We start from the raw sequence: 15,510 nt of genomic DNA on the forward strand, positions 1-15,510 counted from the left end.
CCTAGAGGCGACCATCGCCACGCGCGGGGGAACATCACCCGGAACACCCTGGGGCAGGCGATAATCCGCTTGCGCACCCTCGCCGCCCTCGGCCAGGCTGAGGCCGTGCCGACTCCGACCGGACCGCCGATCGCACTCCCGCCCGAGGTCGTCGAGACCGTGAGCACGGTCTTCGGCGCGCGCGGCCGGACCTGGCTCACCGAACTTCCCGAGCGCGTCGAGGCGCTGTCCGCGCAGTGGCAGCTGACCTCGCTCGGCGCCGCCTTCGCCGGTGGCACCCACTCCTACGCCGCCCCCGTCCGCCGCGCCGACGGATCGGTGGCGGTGCTGAAGATTCCGGTCGTCGACGCGGAGAACGTCGGCGAGGCGGCCGGCCTGTACTGCTACGACGGCGACGGAGCGGTCCGCCTCCACGACTACGACCCCGACAGCGGCGCCCTCCTGCTCGAGTGGGCCCGGCCGGGCACGCCACTGCTGGCGCAGCCCGGATTCCCGAGCCTGGAAGGCCTGCCGGAACATGCGGACAAGGTCGATGTGGCCTGCCGGTTGTACCGGCGTCTGCGCCGCCCACCCGTCACGCTGCCGGACGGATATCCGGACATTCCCACCGTTTCCGCGGTACTCGCCGACTGGTCCGTCCGCTTCGGGCAACCGAAACCCGAACTGGTCCACGCCGTTCCGTCCACCCTGCTGGACGCCGCGGTGGCTAGATGCGCCGAACTCGCCCGGCCACAGGGAACGCCGGTCCTCGTCAATCGCGATACCCACCTGGGCAATATCGTTGCCGCCGAACGGGAGCCATGGCTGCTGATCGACCCGAAGCCGTATCTCGGCGAGGACGCATTCGATATCGGTTTCCTGATCATGATTCGGATTCAGCGCTTGCCGACCGCCGAGCACGCGAAACGAATGGTCACCGATACGGCCGCGGCCACCGGCGTCGACCCCGGCCGCGCGTGCCGGTGGGCGTTTCTGCGGACGATGGAGGAAATATCCTGGGCCGTCGACGATCACGCGCCCGGTGACCTGCGGTTACACCTCGCCGTCGCCACCGCCCTGAGCGGAATTGCACCATCTTTCGAGGTGGGTTGAGCCGCACCGAATCAGGACGATTGCGAAACACCGGCGATGAAGATATTCCTACCGAGCCGTAGATAACGAATCGGTCGCTGCCACACGGAATTGCTGCTATCTTTGCTGTCGTCGGGTGCTGGGGCCGATCGGGATCCTCCGCCGGTAGGTCGATGCTGAATTCGCCTGTCCGGTAAGCGCTTCGAGGTCTCCTCCAGGTTAGGTGCAGTATCATCCTGCCTGCCGCGTTCCCGCCGTCCGACCTGAGTGTTATCCCGGCCGCGCCGATCGCGGTCGTCGAGTTGGAAAGGACGAAGCGGCCGGAAATCCGGCACCGAGGGAACTGATGAATCAAGCTACCGCCGTGACTCTTTCGTGGATCCTCGCCGCCATTCTGATACTGACGATCGCGGGAGCTCTGTACGCCGCGTATTACGCGTCGCAGCAGCGCGCCCGTGCCCGCAGTGCCGAGGCGGAATTGCGCGCCCACGAGGACGAGCTCGAACATTTCACGAGCACCACAATGGGTTTGGTGGCCGACTCGGTGCGCCGCGCCGAATCGACGGTCGAATTGCCCGCCATCGACCGCGGCGGTTCTCGCTTCGCCCAGCTGCTGCAGCGGCTGACCGAGCGTTACGCCGACGACCTGCACCGAGTGGCCGCCGAAACCCATGAGCGCACCAGCCACGAGCTGGAATACGAGAAGCAGCAGGCGATCTCCGCCACCGAGGCCAGCATCCGCGAACAGGTCGAGAACGCGTCCCGCGAGGCGACCAGCGCCGCGGTCCGCGCGTTCGGCACCTCCGTGGTCAGCCTGGGCGCCGACGTCGGCCAGGTGGTGAGCGCCGCACTGCGCCAGCACCGCGGGGACGACGTCTACGAGACGCTGATCCGCATCGACCACAGCGTCCAGCAGATGATCCGCCAGGCGCAGTCGTACGTGATCGTCTGTGGCGGTCTGCCCGGCCGCCGCTGGCCGCAGCAGTCGCTGACCGACATCGTCGGCGGCGCCATCGGCCGCGTCCGCGACTTCACCCGGATCCGGCCGCAGCAGCTCGACCGGGTGATCATCAGCCGTGCGGTCGAACCGCTCGTGCACACGATGGCAACCCTGCTGGACAACGCGCTGCGTTACTCGCCACCCACCTCCTTCGTGGACGTCACCTTCCAGGAAGGCCACCACGGCCTGACGGTGATCATCGACGACGCCGGCGTGCGGATGAACCCCGAACAGATGGAAGAGGCCCGCCAGGTCCTCGCCGGCGAGCGCACCGTCGACATCCACCAACTGGGCCCGACCCCGCGGGTGGGTTTCCCCGGCATCGCCGCGCTGGCCCGCCGCTACGGCTTCACCGTGTACATCGACGGACCCAATATCTACGGTGGTATGCGCGCGATGGTCTACGTACCCGAGGGACTGCTGGCCGCGCGGCCCGACAACCTCGAAAGCGTGACGGCCCCACCGATTTCCACACCGATCGAGGTCGCCGCGGCACCCGCCGCGGTCGGGAGCGCGCATGCCGCCCCCGCCCCGGTGACCCTCTCCGCGGCACCGGCCGCCCCGGTCGCCCAGGCAGAACCGCTGCCGGCGGCGGACCCGACACCGACCGGTCAGTCGTCCACGGTGCACGAGATCACGCCGGGCGGGCTGCCGCGCCGGCGGCGGCGCAGCGTGGCGTTGCCCGCCTCCGCCCGCGGGCCCCGCACCGATACCGGACAGCCGCATACCGATACGGGCCTGCCCCGGGTCGACATCGCCGAAGCCTGGCAGACCGGTTCCACCAGCGGACGTGCAGCCGCACATGACAACTCCGAAGGGATGACATCCTGATGGCCACACCCGGCACCACTGTGACCGACGGCGATAACAAGCTGTCGTGGATGCTCGAGGATCTGACCGTTCCCGGCGTCCGATTCGCCGTACTACTGTCCGAAGACGGCCTGCGCATCGCCCACGTCGGCGCCATCTCCCTCGACGACGCCGAGCGCTTCGCCGCCGCGGCCTCCGGCCTCAGATCCCTGGGTAAGGCCCTCAGCGAATTCTGCGGCGGAGCGAACACGGTGCGGCAGAACATGACCGAGTACGACGAGGGCATGATCTTCATCACCGCGGCCGGTGAGGGCGCCCTGATCGGCGTCTCGACCATGTCCGATGTGGACGTCAGCATGGTCGCTCACCGGATGAACGAACTCGCCGTGAGAGTCGGCCGCGAACTCGGCAGCCTGCCCCGCCACAGGCCCGGTAGCGATCGGGCATGAGCAAGCACCGGCGCGATCCCGACCTGGTCCGTGCCTACGTACGCACGGGCGGACGTACCCGTGCGACTCGCTCGGTCGACCTGGTGACACTGGTTGTGGCAGCACAGGATCCGACGCCCGGTGCCAGTCCGGACGCGCGCCGGGTTTTGAACGTCTGCAGTCGGCACGCTGCACTGTCGCTCGCCGAGGTGGCCGCATATCTCGACCTGCCGCCCTCGGTAGTGAAGATCGTGGTATCGGACCTGCTCGACAGCGGCCATCTGGTCAACCCGACCCCGGCGGATCATGTGCCGGAGGTCGCCCTGCTCGAGGAGGTACTGAATGGGCTCCGCGCTCTCGCCGTCTGAGCGCCCGACCGCCCTGTCCGAACGACCCGCCGCTGTGACCGATCGTACGGTCGACTATGTACCGGAAACGGTCACGCGGTCGGTGAAGCTGTTGGTAGCAGGTAATTTCGGCGTCGGTAAGACCACGTTCGTCAGCAGCGTGTCGGAGATCCGTCCGCTACGCACCGAGGAGACCATCACCGAGGCCAGCGTCGGGATCGACGATATGGCCGGTCTCCCGGGCAAGCAGACCACCACGGTGGCCATGGATTTCGGGCGCATCACGCTCAATCCGCAACTGGCGCTGTATCTGTTCGGTACGCCGGGGCAGCGCCGGTTCCTGCCGTTGTGGGAGGAGCTGGCCAACGGCGCGCTCGGTGCGCTGGTACTGGTCGACACCCGCCGCATCGACAAGGCCGACGAGGTGCTCTCCATCCTCGAGGAACGCGGCGTGCCGTATTCCGTGGCGATCAACGAATTCGACGGTGCGCATCGCTTCCCGCTCAGCGAGATTCGCGATGCGCTGGACCTGGAACCGGGCACCCCGCTGACCGCGTTGGACGCCCGCGACCGCGGCACCTGCCTGCGATCGCTGATCACGCTGGTGGAATTCCTGTTCCACCGGATCGAACCGCGTCCCTGACCGTTTCACCACGAGCAACGCCGTACCGGCCTCCGGTGCGGCGTTGTTTCGTTTTCAGGGGGTTCCGTTTTCAGGAGCTGTGCAGGGCGGCCAGCAGGGTGACCAGGATGGGTGAGCGCCGGATATCGCTGCGAAGTACGGCCGACACCGGAATGCGCAGCGGCCGGCCGGCGAGTTCCAGGGTGGCGATCCCTTCGGTGGCGCTGTCGGCGTAGAGGATCGTCCAGGCGTCCGGCCGATTGATCAACTCCATCGTCGCGGTGTGGTCCGGCGGGATCGGCGGGCCGTAGCTCGGGCGGGTCGGCAGTTCGGCGAACGCGTGCCGGACGACGTTGTGCAGAAGCACCTGTTCCGTCTCCGGGGGCAGCAGCAGCGGATATTTCCCCAATTCGGCCAATGTCACATCACCGCGGCCGGCCAGCGGGTGGGCGGTCGATGCGGCGATGACCAGGTCCTCCACCCACAGTTGTTCGACCGTCAGACCGGGCTGTTCGACACTGCCGCGGATGAGAGCAAGATCACAGTCACCGTCGGCGACCGCGGCGATGCGCTGCCGGAAAGGCTTGATGACGAACTCGATTTCGGCACCCGGATGCGCTTCGCGTGCTCCGGCTATCGCGGATAGCGATCTTGTTGCGAAAGACATATTCGCTGCCAGGCGAATTCGTGGCCCGGAGTCGCGAACAGCTGCGCGAATAGCGGATTCGAGGCTCAGCATTTGTTTCGCAAGGGGAAGTAGCCGAACGGTTGCCTCAGTCGGCACAACGGAGCGCGTCGAGCGTTCGAAGAGCTGCACACCAAGATCATGTTCGAGTCGCGCGATTTGATGACTGATAGCCGATTGCGATATGAAGCAGCGCACAGCGGCGCGACTGAAGCTCAACTCCTCGCACACCGCGACGAAGTAGGTGAGTTGACGAAGTTCCATCAAGATCTCCATTCATGAATGATCTAGATAAGAGTCATCAATATTATGCGCCCTGACCCCCGAAACATCCAGGGCATGAATCGCGTTTACTCATGACAGAAGGAGGCTGTCATGCAAGACGTGGATGCGGGAATCGAAACCACCGATGTGGTCATCGTGGGTTCGGGGTTCGGCGGGCTCGCCGCCGCGAAGCAGCTCAGCAAATCGGGGATCGACTACGTTCTCATCTCGGCGACGCCGGAACATCTGTTCCAGCCGCTGCTCTATCAGGTAGCGACGGGTGTGCTCCCGTCCACCGACATCGCCCCACCGATCGCGCAGATCCTGCGCCGGCACAAGGGCGCGGATGTGCGGCTGGGCAAGGTCGTCGATATCGACGCCGCTGCCGCCGTCCTCACCTACGAAGCCGAGCAGGGGCCACGCAAGATTCGCTACGGCTCGCTGATCGCGGCCACCGGGGCCACCCAATCGTATTTCGGCCGCGACGATTTCGCGGAGAAGACGTTCTCGCTCAAGACCATCGACGATGCCAAACTGCTGCGAGCGCAGATCGAGCGCGTATTCGCCGAGGCGGCGAAGGCCGATCCGGAAACCCGGGAACGGCTGCTGAGTTTTGTGGTCGTCGGCGCGGGCCCGACCGGCGTCGAGGTCGCCGGTCAGCTCAAGGAGCTCGCGAAACGCCACTATCACCAGGAGATTTCGGTGACCCTGGTGGAGGGTGCGGGCGCGGTGCTGCCGCCGTTCGGTGGCAGCCTGTCGGAGTATGCGCGCAAGTCGTTGAGCCGCAACGGCGTCGAGGTGCTGCTCGACACCTTCGTCACCGATATCGAAGCCGGCAAGGTGACCGTCAAGACCAAGGACGGTGTCGAGCGCGGTATCGGCGCCGAGACCGTGGTGTGGTCGGCGGGTGTGGCGGCCGGCGGATTCGCCACGCTGCTGGCCGAGGCCACCGGCTGCGAAACCGACCGTGCCGGAAGGCTTCTCATCAACCCGGACTGCACGGTGGGCGGACACGCCGATATCTACGCCATCGGCGATATGACCTCGCTGAACGGCTATCCCGGCCAGTCGCCGACGGCCATGCAGGAGGGTCGCCACGTCGCCGACATCATCCGCCGCAAGAAGCAGCCCGGCACCCCGTTCGTGTACTGGGACAAGGGTTCGATGGCGGTGATCAGCCGGTTCAGCGCGGTCACCAAACTCAACGACCGCGTGAAGTTCACCGGCACCATCGCCTGGGCCACCTGGCTCGCCGTCCACCTGTTCTATCTGGTCGGCTTCCGTAACCGCTTCGTGGCGGTCCTGTCCTGGCTGGTGGCGTTCATCGGCACCGGCCGCCCGGGCTTCGACGAGAGCGACAAGCCGCAGCAGGCGGCGCCGGTTCCCGAGAATCGACGAGCGGCGTAGCGTCACCCGACCGAATCCCCCCTTCCGGCCCGCGACAACGATGCGGGCCGGAATGCGTGGCCCCTGGGTTCAGGCCGCTCGCTCGACGGCGGTGTCGATGGTGGCCATGGCGAACAGATCCTCGGCAAGAGCATCGGGATGGACGCGCCGCACGTCGTTCGGTTCCACCGAGGCGAAATGGCCGGAATCGAACAACTGTTGCGCCGCACTGTTTTCGATGAGGCGGGTGATGAGCAGAGCGCCCACCCGCACGCCGCTCGGTCGGACCTGCTGGTCGATCGCGTACAGGTAATTGAGCAAGGCCGACTGCGGCACGCTCGAACTGGCCAGCGCCGCTTGCGGTTCGCGCACCGCTCCGCCTTGGGCGATGAGGACGGCGCCCGAGCCGCGGGCCGTCATCGCCGGCAGTAGCGTGTGCATGATTCGTACCGGCGTGGTCAGGTTGATCGGTAACCAACTGCGTAGGGTGTCCGCGTCCAGCGACAAGGCATCGACGGGTAGCCGGCTCACATCACCCGGGCTGTAGACCACCACGTCCGGAAGTCCGTGCGTCGTCCGCAATTCGGCGAGCGCGTAGTCGATCCGGGCGTCGTCGGTGAGGTCTGCGAGCAGCACGTCCACCTCGATCCCCTCGGCCGCGAGCCGCGTCCGCAACCGTTCGAGTGTGTCCGCGTTGCGCGCGATCAGCGTCACCGAATAGCCCGCGCGGCCGAATCGCAGCGCCGCCGACAATCCGAGGGCGGGACCCGCGCCGAACACTGCCAGATGTGGCATGACCGAACCTCCATAACTCGAGAAGGTGTTCAACTTGAGCGCCCACTCAAGTTAAGGCCAAGTCGAGTGGGTTTTCAAGTTGTTAGTGTGAGGTCATGGTCGAGAAGGTGGCGAGTACCGGGGAAACGGCGGCCGGCGCGCGCCCGCGGCGTCGTGACGCCCGGGACAATCGGGACAAGATCGCCGCGGCGGCCCGGCGGCGGTTCACGGCCGAGGGCCTCGACGCTTCGCTGAATCAGATCGCACGCGACGCCGGGGTCAGTATCGGCACGCTCTACAACCACTTCCCCACTCGCGAGGCGCTGATCGGCGACGCGTTACTGGACCTGGTCGTCGAGTCGGGCCGCAGCGCGGAGGAGGCCTTGCGGGCGGCCGACCCGTGGACGGGACTGGTCGACCACCTGACGAAGCTGGCGCAGTGGCAGGCGAGCGATCGCGGCTTCACCGATATCTGCGTGTATTCGCTGCCCGCCGACAGTCCGATCGAGGTGGCGAAACAGCAGGGGCACACCATGTTCCAGCGGTTGGTGACGCGAGCGCAGGAGGCCGGGCAGCTGCGCAGCGACATCACCGAAACCGATCTCGGCCTCCTGCTGTGGTCGGTGGTGCGCGCGACCGACGGCGTGCGCGAGGTCGCCCCCGAGGCGTGGCGCCGGCATTTGACGGTCCTGCTCGACGGCTTACGCGCCGAGGCCGCCCATCCTCTGCCTGGACGCGCGCTCGACCCCGAACAGGTCCGCGCGGCAATGACTCTCGGCTGAAGGTCCCTACGCCTGAAGCATTCTCGGCCGGCACCTCGGAAGACCCCCGAACACAGCAGTCCCCGGTAGTCTCCATCGATACCTGAACCTCAGTCGTCGCTGACGGTTCCGGATATTCGACTGGCTTGCCGGGGGCCTGGCCAGATCCTGGAAACCATCTCCGTGAGTCGTTCGACGTCTCGTTCGACTCCGTGGTGATTTCCGGTTTTCCGGTGTATTACCTAGTTTCCTCCTGATTTTTCTCCAGTCAAGACTTCAGGAAGGAAAACTACAGCTTGGCCAGCACCTTTTGCACCGTGAGCCAGGTGCGGGTGGTGATGTCCTTGCCGTAGACGGTCTCCAGCCACGACATGTGGTTCGGTGTCCCCGCGACGGAGTTGTCGATGACCGCCAGCAGCGCCCGCGCCGGTTCGTCGAAGCGCACGATGCGCACGGCCGACTCCAGGTTGCCAGGCAGGTCCGGCGGAGCGGACCCGGCTCGATCCTTCACGAAGGTCGCGGTGAGATAGGTGCCGCGCGCATGTGTGAGGCCGGGAAAAGGATCGGAGTCGACCAGCTTCTGCAGCTCCTCCCGGCTGCGGATGATGGTGCCGCCGCCGATGCCGAGCTCCGCCTGCAACGCCGCCTGGATCTGCGATTCCATTGCGGCGATATCGGTTTCGGTGCTGCCGAAGACGATGTTCCCACTCGCCAGCACCGATCCCACCCCCTCGTAGCCGAGGCCCTCGAAGACCGCCCGCAACTTCTCGTTGCGCATATTGGGGTTGCTGGGCATGATCCCCCGCAACCAGGCCGCATACCGGTTCATGAGCCGAAGGCTACCCGGCGTCACCGACAGGAATGCCGGTTCGGCCGTCCCGGCGGCCGGGCTGTCCGGCGGACGCCTCCGGCAGGCGTTCGTAGGTCAGGTGGGCAAGACTCGTGCCGACCGCGCGAACCCCGATGAGCCGCAAGGTGCGCGGCGAGACCGGTGCCGAGCCGTCGGCGCAGGCGAAGAGCCGGCTCCCCGCGCCCATCACCAGCGGGAATACCGCCAGTCGCACCTCGTCGACCAGGCCGTGGCCGGTCAGCGCGTGCACCAGTTCGGTACTCGCGTAGACCCGGATCTCGCCGTCGACGAGGTGTCGCAACCTCGCCACCTGCTCGGCGAGATCGCCCCGCAGCACGGTCGTGTTGTTCCACTGGGGATCCGACAGCGTCGCGGACACAACGTATTTCGGCAGACCGTTCATGCGGTCCGCCGTCGCGCCGGTGCGCCGCGGATACCGGGCCGCGAAGTATTCGTAACTGCGCCTGCCCAGCAGCAATGCCTGTGCGTCCAGCACATCGTCGTGAATCAGCCGTGCCCATTCCGCGCGGTCGTCCGGTGACATCGCCGCACGCCAATCCGCGCCGCTGAAACCCTCCGCACCGGTCGGATCCTGGGTCACTCCGTCGAGCGACACATTCTCGAAGACGACGATCTTTCCCATGGCGGTACTCCTCTTGTCGGTGGCGGGACTGCTACAGAGACAGACACCGCCGCATCGGCCGAAATGGTCGCGTCCGGACCGACACATTCACCGTCGCCGCGGTGTCAATATTCGGTGGAGGTGTGTCATGACCGACGGAGATGACGACGCGGTGGCGATCGGCGACCTGATGGCCGGGGCGCGGGCGGGCGACGGTGCGGCGTTTCGGGCGTTGACCGCGCCGTACCGCACGGAGTTACAGCTGCACTGCTATCGGATGCTCGGCTCGCTCCAGGATGCCGAGGATGCCTTGCAGGACACGATGCTGGCCGCGTGGCAGGGTATCGGCGCATTCCAGGAGCGTTCCTCGCTGCGCACCTGGCTGTACCGGATCGCCACCAACCGGTGCCTGAACGCGCGCCGGGCCGCGGGCCGGCGCCGGGCGAAGGAGTGGGACGTGCCGAACGTGGAACCGCCCGAGCCCTCCCGGCTCGGCGAGGTGGTGTGGCTGCAGCCCTGTCCCGACGCCCTGCTCGAGCAGGCGCCTTCCGGCCCGGAGGCACGCTACGAGCTGAGCGAGTCCGTCTCGCTGGCCTTCGTGACCGCACTGCAACTGCTGCCGCCGCGCCAGGTTGCCGTCCTCGTCCTGCGCGATGTCCTCGGATTCCGCGCGACCGAGACCGCCCGGATGCTCGACACCACCGTCGACTCGGTCAACAGTGCGCTGTCCCGGGCCCGGGCGGCACTCGAGCGGCGCCGGCCGATCGGCCGGTCACCGGCACCGGGGTCGGCCGACGAGGAGGCGATCGTGGCGAGATTCGCGCACGCGTGGGAATCGGCCGATGTGGAGGCGCTCGTACGACTGCTGACCGACGACGTCTTCATCTCGATGCCGCCGATCCCGTTCGAATACGTGGGCCGCGAGGTCGCCACCCGCTTCTGCGCCGGCATCTTCGCCGCCGGGCGGCGATTCGACCTGGTACCGACGCGGGCCAACGGCCAGCCGGCGTTCGGCGCCTACCTGCGCGGCCCGGACGGCAGCAGTCACGGCACCGGCCTGTACGTCCTGTCCCTCGCCGGTGAGCGCATCAGCGCCCTGGCCCGATTCGAGAGCACGGTGCTGCCGTGGTTCGGCCTGCCGCGCACGCTACCCAGCCGATAGCGGTACGCGAGGAATCCCGGTCTGCCGGATCAGTCCGATCCGGCGCCGACTCCCGCCTTCTTGCGTTCGATATCGGCCAGCGCGGCGGCATGCCGGGCCCGCTCCTCGGCGGCGTCGTCCCAGGCCTTCTTGCGGTTCTTGACCACCCGGGCGGGGGCGCCGACGGCGATGCTGAAGTCGGGGATCTCCCCCTTCACGACGGCATGGGCGCCGAGCACGCAGCCGCGGCCCACCCGGGTCTCGCGCAGCACGGTCACCTTGGCCGCGATCCAGGTGTCGGGGCCGATGCGGACCGGGCTCTTCACGATGCCCTGATCCTTGATCGGCATCGTCACATCATCCATCCGATGGTCGAAATCGCAGATGTAGCACCAGTCGGCGACCAGGGTCGACTCGCCGATCTCGATGTCGAGGTAGGTGTTGACGACGTTGTCCTTACCGAAGACCACCTTGTCGCCGATGCGCAGCGAGCCCTCGTGGCAGCGCAGCGCGTTGCCGTCGCCGATATGCACCCATTTGCCGATCTCCATGCGGCCGAGCTCGGGGGTGGCGTGGATCTCGACATTGCGGCCCAGGAAGACCATGCCGCGCAGCACGATATGCGGGTTCGCCAGCCGGAATTTGAGCAGCCGGTAGTACCGCACCAGATACCACGGCGTGTACGCCCGATGGGCGAGCACCCAGCGCAGCGACGCCATCGTCAGAAAGCGCGCCTGCTCCGGATCCCGGCGGCGCGAACCCCGCCAACGCGAACGCAACGGTGCGCCCCACATGCTCGTCACGGGCCAGCTCCCTCTCCTCGGGCGACGGTTACCTCGGTGGTCACCTGATCGAGGTACCAGCGTAGTCTCGTGCAGGCCCGTTACGAACAGATGGGAGTGCAGCAGGTGCGAAGCGGCAGTCGGCGACCCGAGCGCAGCGAGCACGACCGCGGCGGACACCACCCGACGACGTTGCGCCACTCGGTAATTCGGGGCGGCGCCCCGAGGCGCGCGATCGCGGCGGTGGGCGCCCTGGGCCTCCTGGCCCTGACCGGATGCGGCAGCAGCACCGTCGACGACATCAAGGTCGGTTCCGGCAAGGGCTGGCAGTCGGCCTTCCACGATGCCCGCAACAGCGGCGCGAGTCCCGTCACCGGCGCCCGGCATCTGAGTCTGAGCTGGTCGCGCCCGATCGGCGGCCCGCTGGCGAATGCGACCACGATCGGCCCGGACGGCCAGTTGTTCGTCACCTCCCGCACCACCACCGACTGTGTCGGCAAGCCGGGGACCACCGGCATGATCTTCTCGTTCCAGATGCCCACCGGGCGCAAGCGCTTCTGCAATGCGCTGGGACCGGATGCCGTCGCCGCGGCCTCGGCGGTCGACGGGGCGAGCAATGTGTACGTCGGTGACGACGGCGCGGTGTTCTCGTTCAACGCGCTGGGGCAGCCGCGCTGGCGCACTCCCGTTGCCGGCGTTCCGGTCTCGGTGCAGTTCACCCACGACGGCACCGTGCTGTCGGTCTCGCAGTCCGGTCAGGTCGACGTCCTGGACCGGCAGACCGGCGACCGCGAGGTGTCGACCTATCAGGTGCTGGGCGACCCCGATTTCCTCGCGCACCCGAATGTCACGCGCCCGGCGGACGGGCAGGGCATCGACGACTGCGCCGTCGGCGGTCCGCAGTGCGCGGTGGCGAATGTGTCGGCTCTCGACCCGAATTCGGGTCGCTTCTATCTGACCGCCTGGCGGACCGGCGCGCCCGCGGCGTCCGTGGTGGCGCTGCACTACGCCGACAAGAAGGTCACCCAGGACTGGAGCGTCGACATCCTCACCGACGGCAGCGCGACCAGCCCGACGCTGTCGTCGGACGGGAAGACGCTGTACGTGGGCGACAACAGCGGTCGCCTGCTCGCCGTCGACACCGCCGACGGTCATACGAAATGGACGCAGCCGCTGGGCTTCGCCCCGCGCGGCGGCATCTCCGAACTCGACGGGCTGCTGATTCCTGGCGGCGACGACGGCCATCTGCTGGCGTTGCACGACAATGGCGACCGCGCCGAGATCGCCTGGGAACGTAAGGATCTCACCCTGCGCGGCCGTCCGGTGCAGACGGCCGGCGATACCGGCTACGTGGTGGTGCCGATGGGCGATGCGCTGCATCTGCTGACCTTCGAGACGAAGTCGGGTAAGACGATCGCCTCCGCCCCGCTGCCGGGTGCGCAGGGCACGACGGTGTCCACCGCGATCGGACCCGACGGCCAGGTCGTGGTCGGCACCCGGATCGGCGAGCTGTTCGCCTTCACACCGGATCGGTAGAGTTCGCCGCCGACCCCACGCGCGGCGTTTCGCAGACGAATGCCGTTGCGGTACGGCCGATCCGGGTGATCACCACGGTGTGCGGGGTGCTGCCACGCGGTTTGATCCGGCGCCGCAGGGCATCGGGATCGACGTCGACGCCGCGGATCAGTATTTCCAGCGGACCGCAGTCGCGGCGGTGCAGTTCGGCGCGCAACGGCTTCTCCCGGAATTCCAGCCGCTCCAGGATGCGGAAACCGCGCACACCCGGCGGCACCGTCTCGCCGGTGAGATAGGCGATGCGCGGATCCAGTTGCCACAGGCCGTATCTCGCGGCGTAGTGGCGGACCAGGCCGGCCCGGACCACCGCGCCGTCCGGGTCGACGAGCCAGGTTCCGGGCTCGCGGTCGGGAAGGTCGTCGGGTTCGGCATCGGTCAGCGACCACGAGGAACCGTCGCTGCGCAGCACCGTCGCCCGCCTGGTCACCCCGGATTCGGTGAGCCCGCGCGACCACAGGCAGGCTTCGCGCACGGCACCGTCGAGGGAGACCACCTCGACCTCACCGTCCCACAAAAGGCCCGCGTACCCGTCCGCGGCCGTCCGGTCGGCTCGCGCGGGCAACGGTTGGGTGGCCGGGCGCCGCAGCGCGAAACGGTCGAAATCCAGTCCGGGAGCGCATTTCACGACCAGATCACGGTCGCGGTAGACGGCCAGCAGCTCCGGTAGCGGCGGTTGCAGCTGAGCGGGATCGTGGGTGCGCCGGCCTCCGGCGCGCCGCGCCGGATCGGCGATCACCACGGCGCCGGCACTGCACGGCCGCAGCGCATCGGCCTGCGCCAGTGCGACATTCGGCGCATCCGCCAGATTGTGCGCGGCCATCGCCAGCCGCACCCGGTCCAGATCACTGCCGAGCACCGCCGGGCATTCCCGCCGCAGCGCGGCCAGTTCCGCGCCGATCGAGCAGGTGACGTCGTGGACGGGACGCCCCGCCAGCCGCCGGGCCCGGTGTCGCGCCACGAGACTCGGCGTCGCCTGCTGCAGAGCGTCGTCGGTGAACAGCCATTCGGCCGCGTCGTCGAGTTTGGCGGCCGCCCGCCGGCGCAGCTGCACGGTCTCCACCAGCGCGGCTGTGCGCTCGCCGTAGTCGCGGCGCAGGACCTCGAGGTCGCGCAGCATCGTCGCGGGCGTCAGCTCGTGTTCCCCGACCACGGACAGTGCGCCCCGGCCCGCCGCACTGTCCAGAAAGCCGACGTCTCCCGCTGTGAACGAGTACCCCATCAGCGCCGCTCCGGCCGCAGCACGGGCGAGACCGACTGGGCCGCAACGGGTATCGAGCAAGCCGAGACCGCCCGCCGGTAGGACACCGGCACCGCCGACGGCCGGAGCACGCACCCCACGCCCGTCGAGACGGTCCGCGCCGGACCGGCAGCGTAGCTGGTCCGCACGCGAGACAGCCTGCCGCCCACTACTTTCCGGCGGCGCCCGGCTTCACGCCGGTGATCATGGCGTTGTAGAAGAACTGGCGCGGCACCACGTGGCGCAGCACCTTCTCGTCGAGCTTGCTCAGACCCAGCCATGCCTTGTACTGGGCCATCCGGTAGCGCCAGGTGAGTTTCTCCTCCGGCACCGCCGCCTCGAAGGTACGCACCGGCCAGCCCCACAGCGCGGCCGCGAATTCCTCGGTCTCGGCGTGCACCTGCACCGCACCGGCGCTGCGGGCGATCCGCTCGAGCTCGGAGGGATCGAAGGTGTGCAGGTCGACCACGGCCTCCAGGGCCGCGGCCCGCGACGACTCGTCCAGTTCGGCCTGCGGTCGCCGCCAGTCGGACAGGAACGGCAGCTTGGTCACCTCGGTGGTGACCTTCCAGGTGATCTGGCCCAGTTTGCGGGCGTAGAAGTTGCCGATGGTGGTCGGCTCACCGGCGAACACGAAACGGCCGCCCGGCTTCAGTACCCGCAGGCATTCCCGCAGCGCCTGCTCGACATCCGGAATGTGGTGCAGCACAGCATGTCCCACGACCAGGTCGAAGGTGTTGTCCTCGTAGGGAATGGTCTCGGCGTCGGCGACGCGGCCGTCGACATCCAGCCCCAGGTTCTGCGCGTTGCGGGTGGCGACCTTGACCATGCCCGGCGAAAGGTCGGTCACCGAACCGGTTTTCGCCACTCCGGCCTGCATCAGATTCAACAGGAAGAAACCGGTGCCGCAACCGAGTTCGAGGGCCCGCTCGTACGGCAGCGGCGCATTCGGCGCGACGGCGTCGAAGCGGCCGCGCGCGTACTCGATGCAGCGCTCGTCGTAGGAGATGGACCATTTGTCGTCGTAGGTCTCGGCCTCCCAGTCGTGGTAGAGGACCTGCGCGAGCTTGTTGTCGGTGAGCGCGGCCTGGACCTCGGCCTCGGTGGCGTGCGGGTTCGGCGCGGGGTCGTCAAGACGTGCGGTCATGGTGGCAC

The 15,510-nt window shown here is 67.9% G+C and carries 16 protein-coding genes; 9 read left to right on the top strand and 7 right to left on the bottom strand.

The features are described 5' to 3' along the window. Nucleotides 1-105: 105 nt before the first annotated feature. From NE2_RS01415 to NE2_RS01435, 5 genes are all read left to right on the top strand, one after another. Nucleotides 106-1,092 (top strand): aminoglycoside phosphotransferase family protein, encoded by a 987-nt coding sequence (locus NE2_RS01415; protein WP_084493692.1) that lies wholly within the window; start codon nt 106-108, stop codon nt 1,090-1,092. Between the two features lie 343 nt (nt 1,093-1,435). Further along, the gene (locus tag NE2_RS01420) at nt 1,436-2,902 is read left to right on the top strand and encodes an ATP-binding protein (RefSeq protein ID WP_233429608.1); all 1,467 of its coding nucleotides are present in this window, start codon (nt 1,436-1,438) and stop codon (nt 2,900-2,902) included. After that, nucleotides 2,902-3,330 (top strand): roadblock/LC7 domain-containing protein, encoded by a 429-nt coding sequence (locus tag NE2_RS01425; protein ID WP_030515692.1) that lies wholly within the window; start codon nt 2,902-2,904, stop codon nt 3,328-3,330. Before NE2_RS01420 ends, NE2_RS01425 begins: the two co-directional genes overlap by 1 nt. Next, nucleotides 3,327-3,677 carry a DUF742 domain-containing protein gene (locus NE2_RS01430; RefSeq protein WP_030515691.1) on the top strand — a complete coding sequence of 117 codons (351 nt, stop codon included), beginning with the start codon at nt 3,327-3,329 and terminating at the stop codon, nt 3,675-3,677. Before NE2_RS01425 ends, NE2_RS01430 begins: the two co-directional genes overlap by 4 nt. After that, on the top strand, nt 3,652-4,299 hold the full coding sequence (locus tag NE2_RS01435) for a GTP-binding protein (RefSeq protein WP_084493675.1): 648 nt from the start codon (nt 3,652-3,654) through the stop codon (nt 4,297-4,299). Before NE2_RS01430 ends, NE2_RS01435 begins: the two co-directional genes overlap by 26 nt. Nucleotides 4,300-4,369: 70 nt before the next feature. On the opposite strand, the gene NE2_RS01440 is transcribed toward NE2_RS01435, so the two are convergent. After that, entirely contained in the window at nt 4,370-5,227 is an 858-nt protein-coding gene (locus NE2_RS01440) for a LysR family transcriptional regulator (protein WP_063023348.1), read from the bottom strand. 111 nt (nt 5,228-5,338) lie between these two features. On the opposite strand from NE2_RS01440, the gene NE2_RS01445 reads away from it, so the two are divergent. Then, a complete protein-coding gene (locus NE2_RS01445; protein WP_063023078.1) occupies nt 5,339-6,634 on the top strand; it encodes an NAD(P)/FAD-dependent oxidoreductase in 1,296 nt (431 codons plus the stop codon). A gap of 69 nt (nt 6,635-6,703) precedes the next feature. Here the strand turns inward: NE2_RS01445 and NE2_RS01450 are convergent, their stop codons facing one another. Further along, nucleotides 6,704-7,408: an SDR family NAD(P)-dependent oxidoreductase gene (locus NE2_RS01450; RefSeq protein ID WP_063023080.1), complete on the bottom strand. Its 705-nt coding sequence runs from the start codon at nt 7,406-7,408 to the stop codon at nt 6,704-6,706. Nucleotides 7,409-7,503: 95 nt separating this feature from the next. On the opposite strand from NE2_RS01450, the gene NE2_RS01455 reads away from it, so the two are divergent. Further along, a complete protein-coding gene (locus NE2_RS01455; protein WP_063023082.1) occupies nt 7,504-8,169 on the top strand; it encodes a TetR/AcrR family transcriptional regulator in 666 nt (221 codons plus the stop codon). 268 nt (nt 8,170-8,437) lie between these two features. Here NE2_RS01455 and NE2_RS01460 read toward each other — a convergent pair whose 3' ends face one another. Both NE2_RS01460 and NE2_RS01465 read right to left on the bottom strand, forming a co-directional pair. After that, nucleotides 8,438-8,977: a DUF1697 domain-containing protein gene (locus NE2_RS01460; protein WP_063023084.1), complete on the bottom strand. Its 540-nt coding sequence runs from the start codon at nt 8,975-8,977 to the stop codon at nt 8,438-8,440. Between the two features lie 10 nt (nt 8,978-8,987). Then, on the bottom strand, nt 8,988-9,641 hold the full coding sequence (locus NE2_RS01465; protein ID WP_063023086.1) for a dihydrofolate reductase family protein: 654 nt from the start codon (nt 9,639-9,641) through the stop codon (nt 8,988-8,990). Between the two features lie 127 nt (nt 9,642-9,768). On the opposite strand from NE2_RS01465, the gene NE2_RS01470 reads away from it, so the two are divergent. After that, entirely contained in the window at nt 9,769-10,782 is a 1,014-nt protein-coding gene (locus NE2_RS01470; protein ID WP_063023088.1) for an RNA polymerase subunit sigma-70, read from the top strand. A 29-nt stretch (nt 10,783-10,811) separates the two neighbouring features. Here the strand turns inward: NE2_RS01470 and NE2_RS01475 are convergent, their stop codons facing one another. Continuing rightward, nucleotides 10,812-11,555, bottom strand: a complete 744-nt coding sequence (locus NE2_RS01475; protein WP_063023090.1) for an acyltransferase — start codon at nt 11,553-11,555, stop codon at nt 10,812-10,814. Between the two features lie 78 nt (nt 11,556-11,633). On the opposite strand from NE2_RS01475, the gene NE2_RS01480 reads away from it, so the two are divergent. Continuing rightward, nucleotides 11,634-13,079, top strand: a complete 1,446-nt coding sequence (locus NE2_RS01480; protein WP_233429609.1) for an outer membrane protein assembly factor BamB family protein — start codon at nt 11,634-11,636, stop codon at nt 13,077-13,079. Here the strand turns inward: NE2_RS01480 and NE2_RS01485 are convergent. Both NE2_RS01485 and NE2_RS01490 read right to left on the bottom strand, forming a co-directional pair. Continuing rightward, nucleotides 13,063-14,337, bottom strand: a complete 1,275-nt coding sequence (locus NE2_RS01485) for a THUMP-like domain-containing protein (RefSeq protein ID WP_063023092.1) — start codon at nt 14,335-14,337, stop codon at nt 13,063-13,065. The genes NE2_RS01480 and NE2_RS01485 overlap by 17 nt on opposite strands. 187 nt (nt 14,338-14,524) lie before the next feature. Continuing rightward, on the bottom strand, nt 14,525-15,502 hold the full coding sequence (locus NE2_RS01490; RefSeq protein WP_030515679.1) for a class I SAM-dependent methyltransferase: 978 nt from the start codon (nt 15,500-15,502) through the stop codon (nt 14,525-14,527). Nucleotides 15,503-15,510 lie beyond the last annotated feature (8 nt).

It is taken from the genome of Nocardia elegans NBRC 108235 (genome assembly GCF_001612845.1).
GTDB classification, from domain to species: Bacteria; Actinomycetota; Actinomycetes; order Mycobacteriales; family Mycobacteriaceae; genus Nocardia; species Nocardia nova.

Excerpts from the sequence above, each read along its gene's own strand:
- NE2_RS01425 (WP_030515692.1), top strand. The coding sequence starts at position 2,902 with ATGGCCACACCCGGCACCACTGTGACCGACGGCGATAACAAGCTGTCG.
- NE2_RS01430 (WP_030515691.1), top strand. The coding sequence starts at position 3,327 with ATGAGCAAGCACCGGCGCGATCCCGACCTGGTCCGTGCCTACGTACGC.
- NE2_RS01435 (WP_084493675.1), top strand. The coding sequence starts at position 3,652 with ATGGGCTCCGCGCTCTCGCCGTCTGAGCGCCCGACCGCCCTGTCCGAA.
- NE2_RS01440 (WP_063023348.1), bottom strand. The coding sequence starts at position 5,227 with ATGGAACTTCGTCAACTCACCTACTTCGTCGCGGTGTGCGAGGAGTTG.
- NE2_RS01445 (WP_063023078.1), top strand. The coding sequence starts at position 5,339 with ATGCAAGACGTGGATGCGGGAATCGAAACCACCGATGTGGTCATCGTG.
- NE2_RS01450 (WP_063023080.1), bottom strand. The coding sequence starts at position 7,408 with ATGCCACATCTGGCAGTGTTCGGCGCGGGTCCCGCCCTCGGATTGTCG.
- NE2_RS01455 (WP_063023082.1), top strand. The coding sequence starts at position 7,504 with ATGGTCGAGAAGGTGGCGAGTACCGGGGAAACGGCGGCCGGCGCGCGC.
- NE2_RS01460 (WP_063023084.1), bottom strand. The coding sequence starts at position 8,977 with ATGAACCGGTATGCGGCCTGGTTGCGGGGGATCATGCCCAGCAACCCC.
- NE2_RS01465 (WP_063023086.1), bottom strand. The coding sequence starts at position 9,641 with ATGGGAAAGATCGTCGTCTTCGAGAATGTGTCGCTCGACGGAGTGACC.
- NE2_RS01470 (WP_063023088.1), top strand. The coding sequence starts at position 9,769 with ATGACCGACGGAGATGACGACGCGGTGGCGATCGGCGACCTGATGGCC.
- NE2_RS01475 (WP_063023090.1), bottom strand. The coding sequence starts at position 11,555 with ATGTGGGGCGCACCGTTGCGTTCGCGTTGGCGGGGTTCGCGCCGCCGG.
- NE2_RS01485 (WP_063023092.1), bottom strand. The coding sequence starts at position 14,337 with ATGGGGTACTCGTTCACAGCGGGAGACGTCGGCTTTCTGGACAGTGCG.
- NE2_RS01490 (WP_030515679.1), bottom strand. The coding sequence starts at position 15,502 with ATGACCGCACGTCTTGACGACCCCGCGCCGAACCCGCACGCCACCGAG.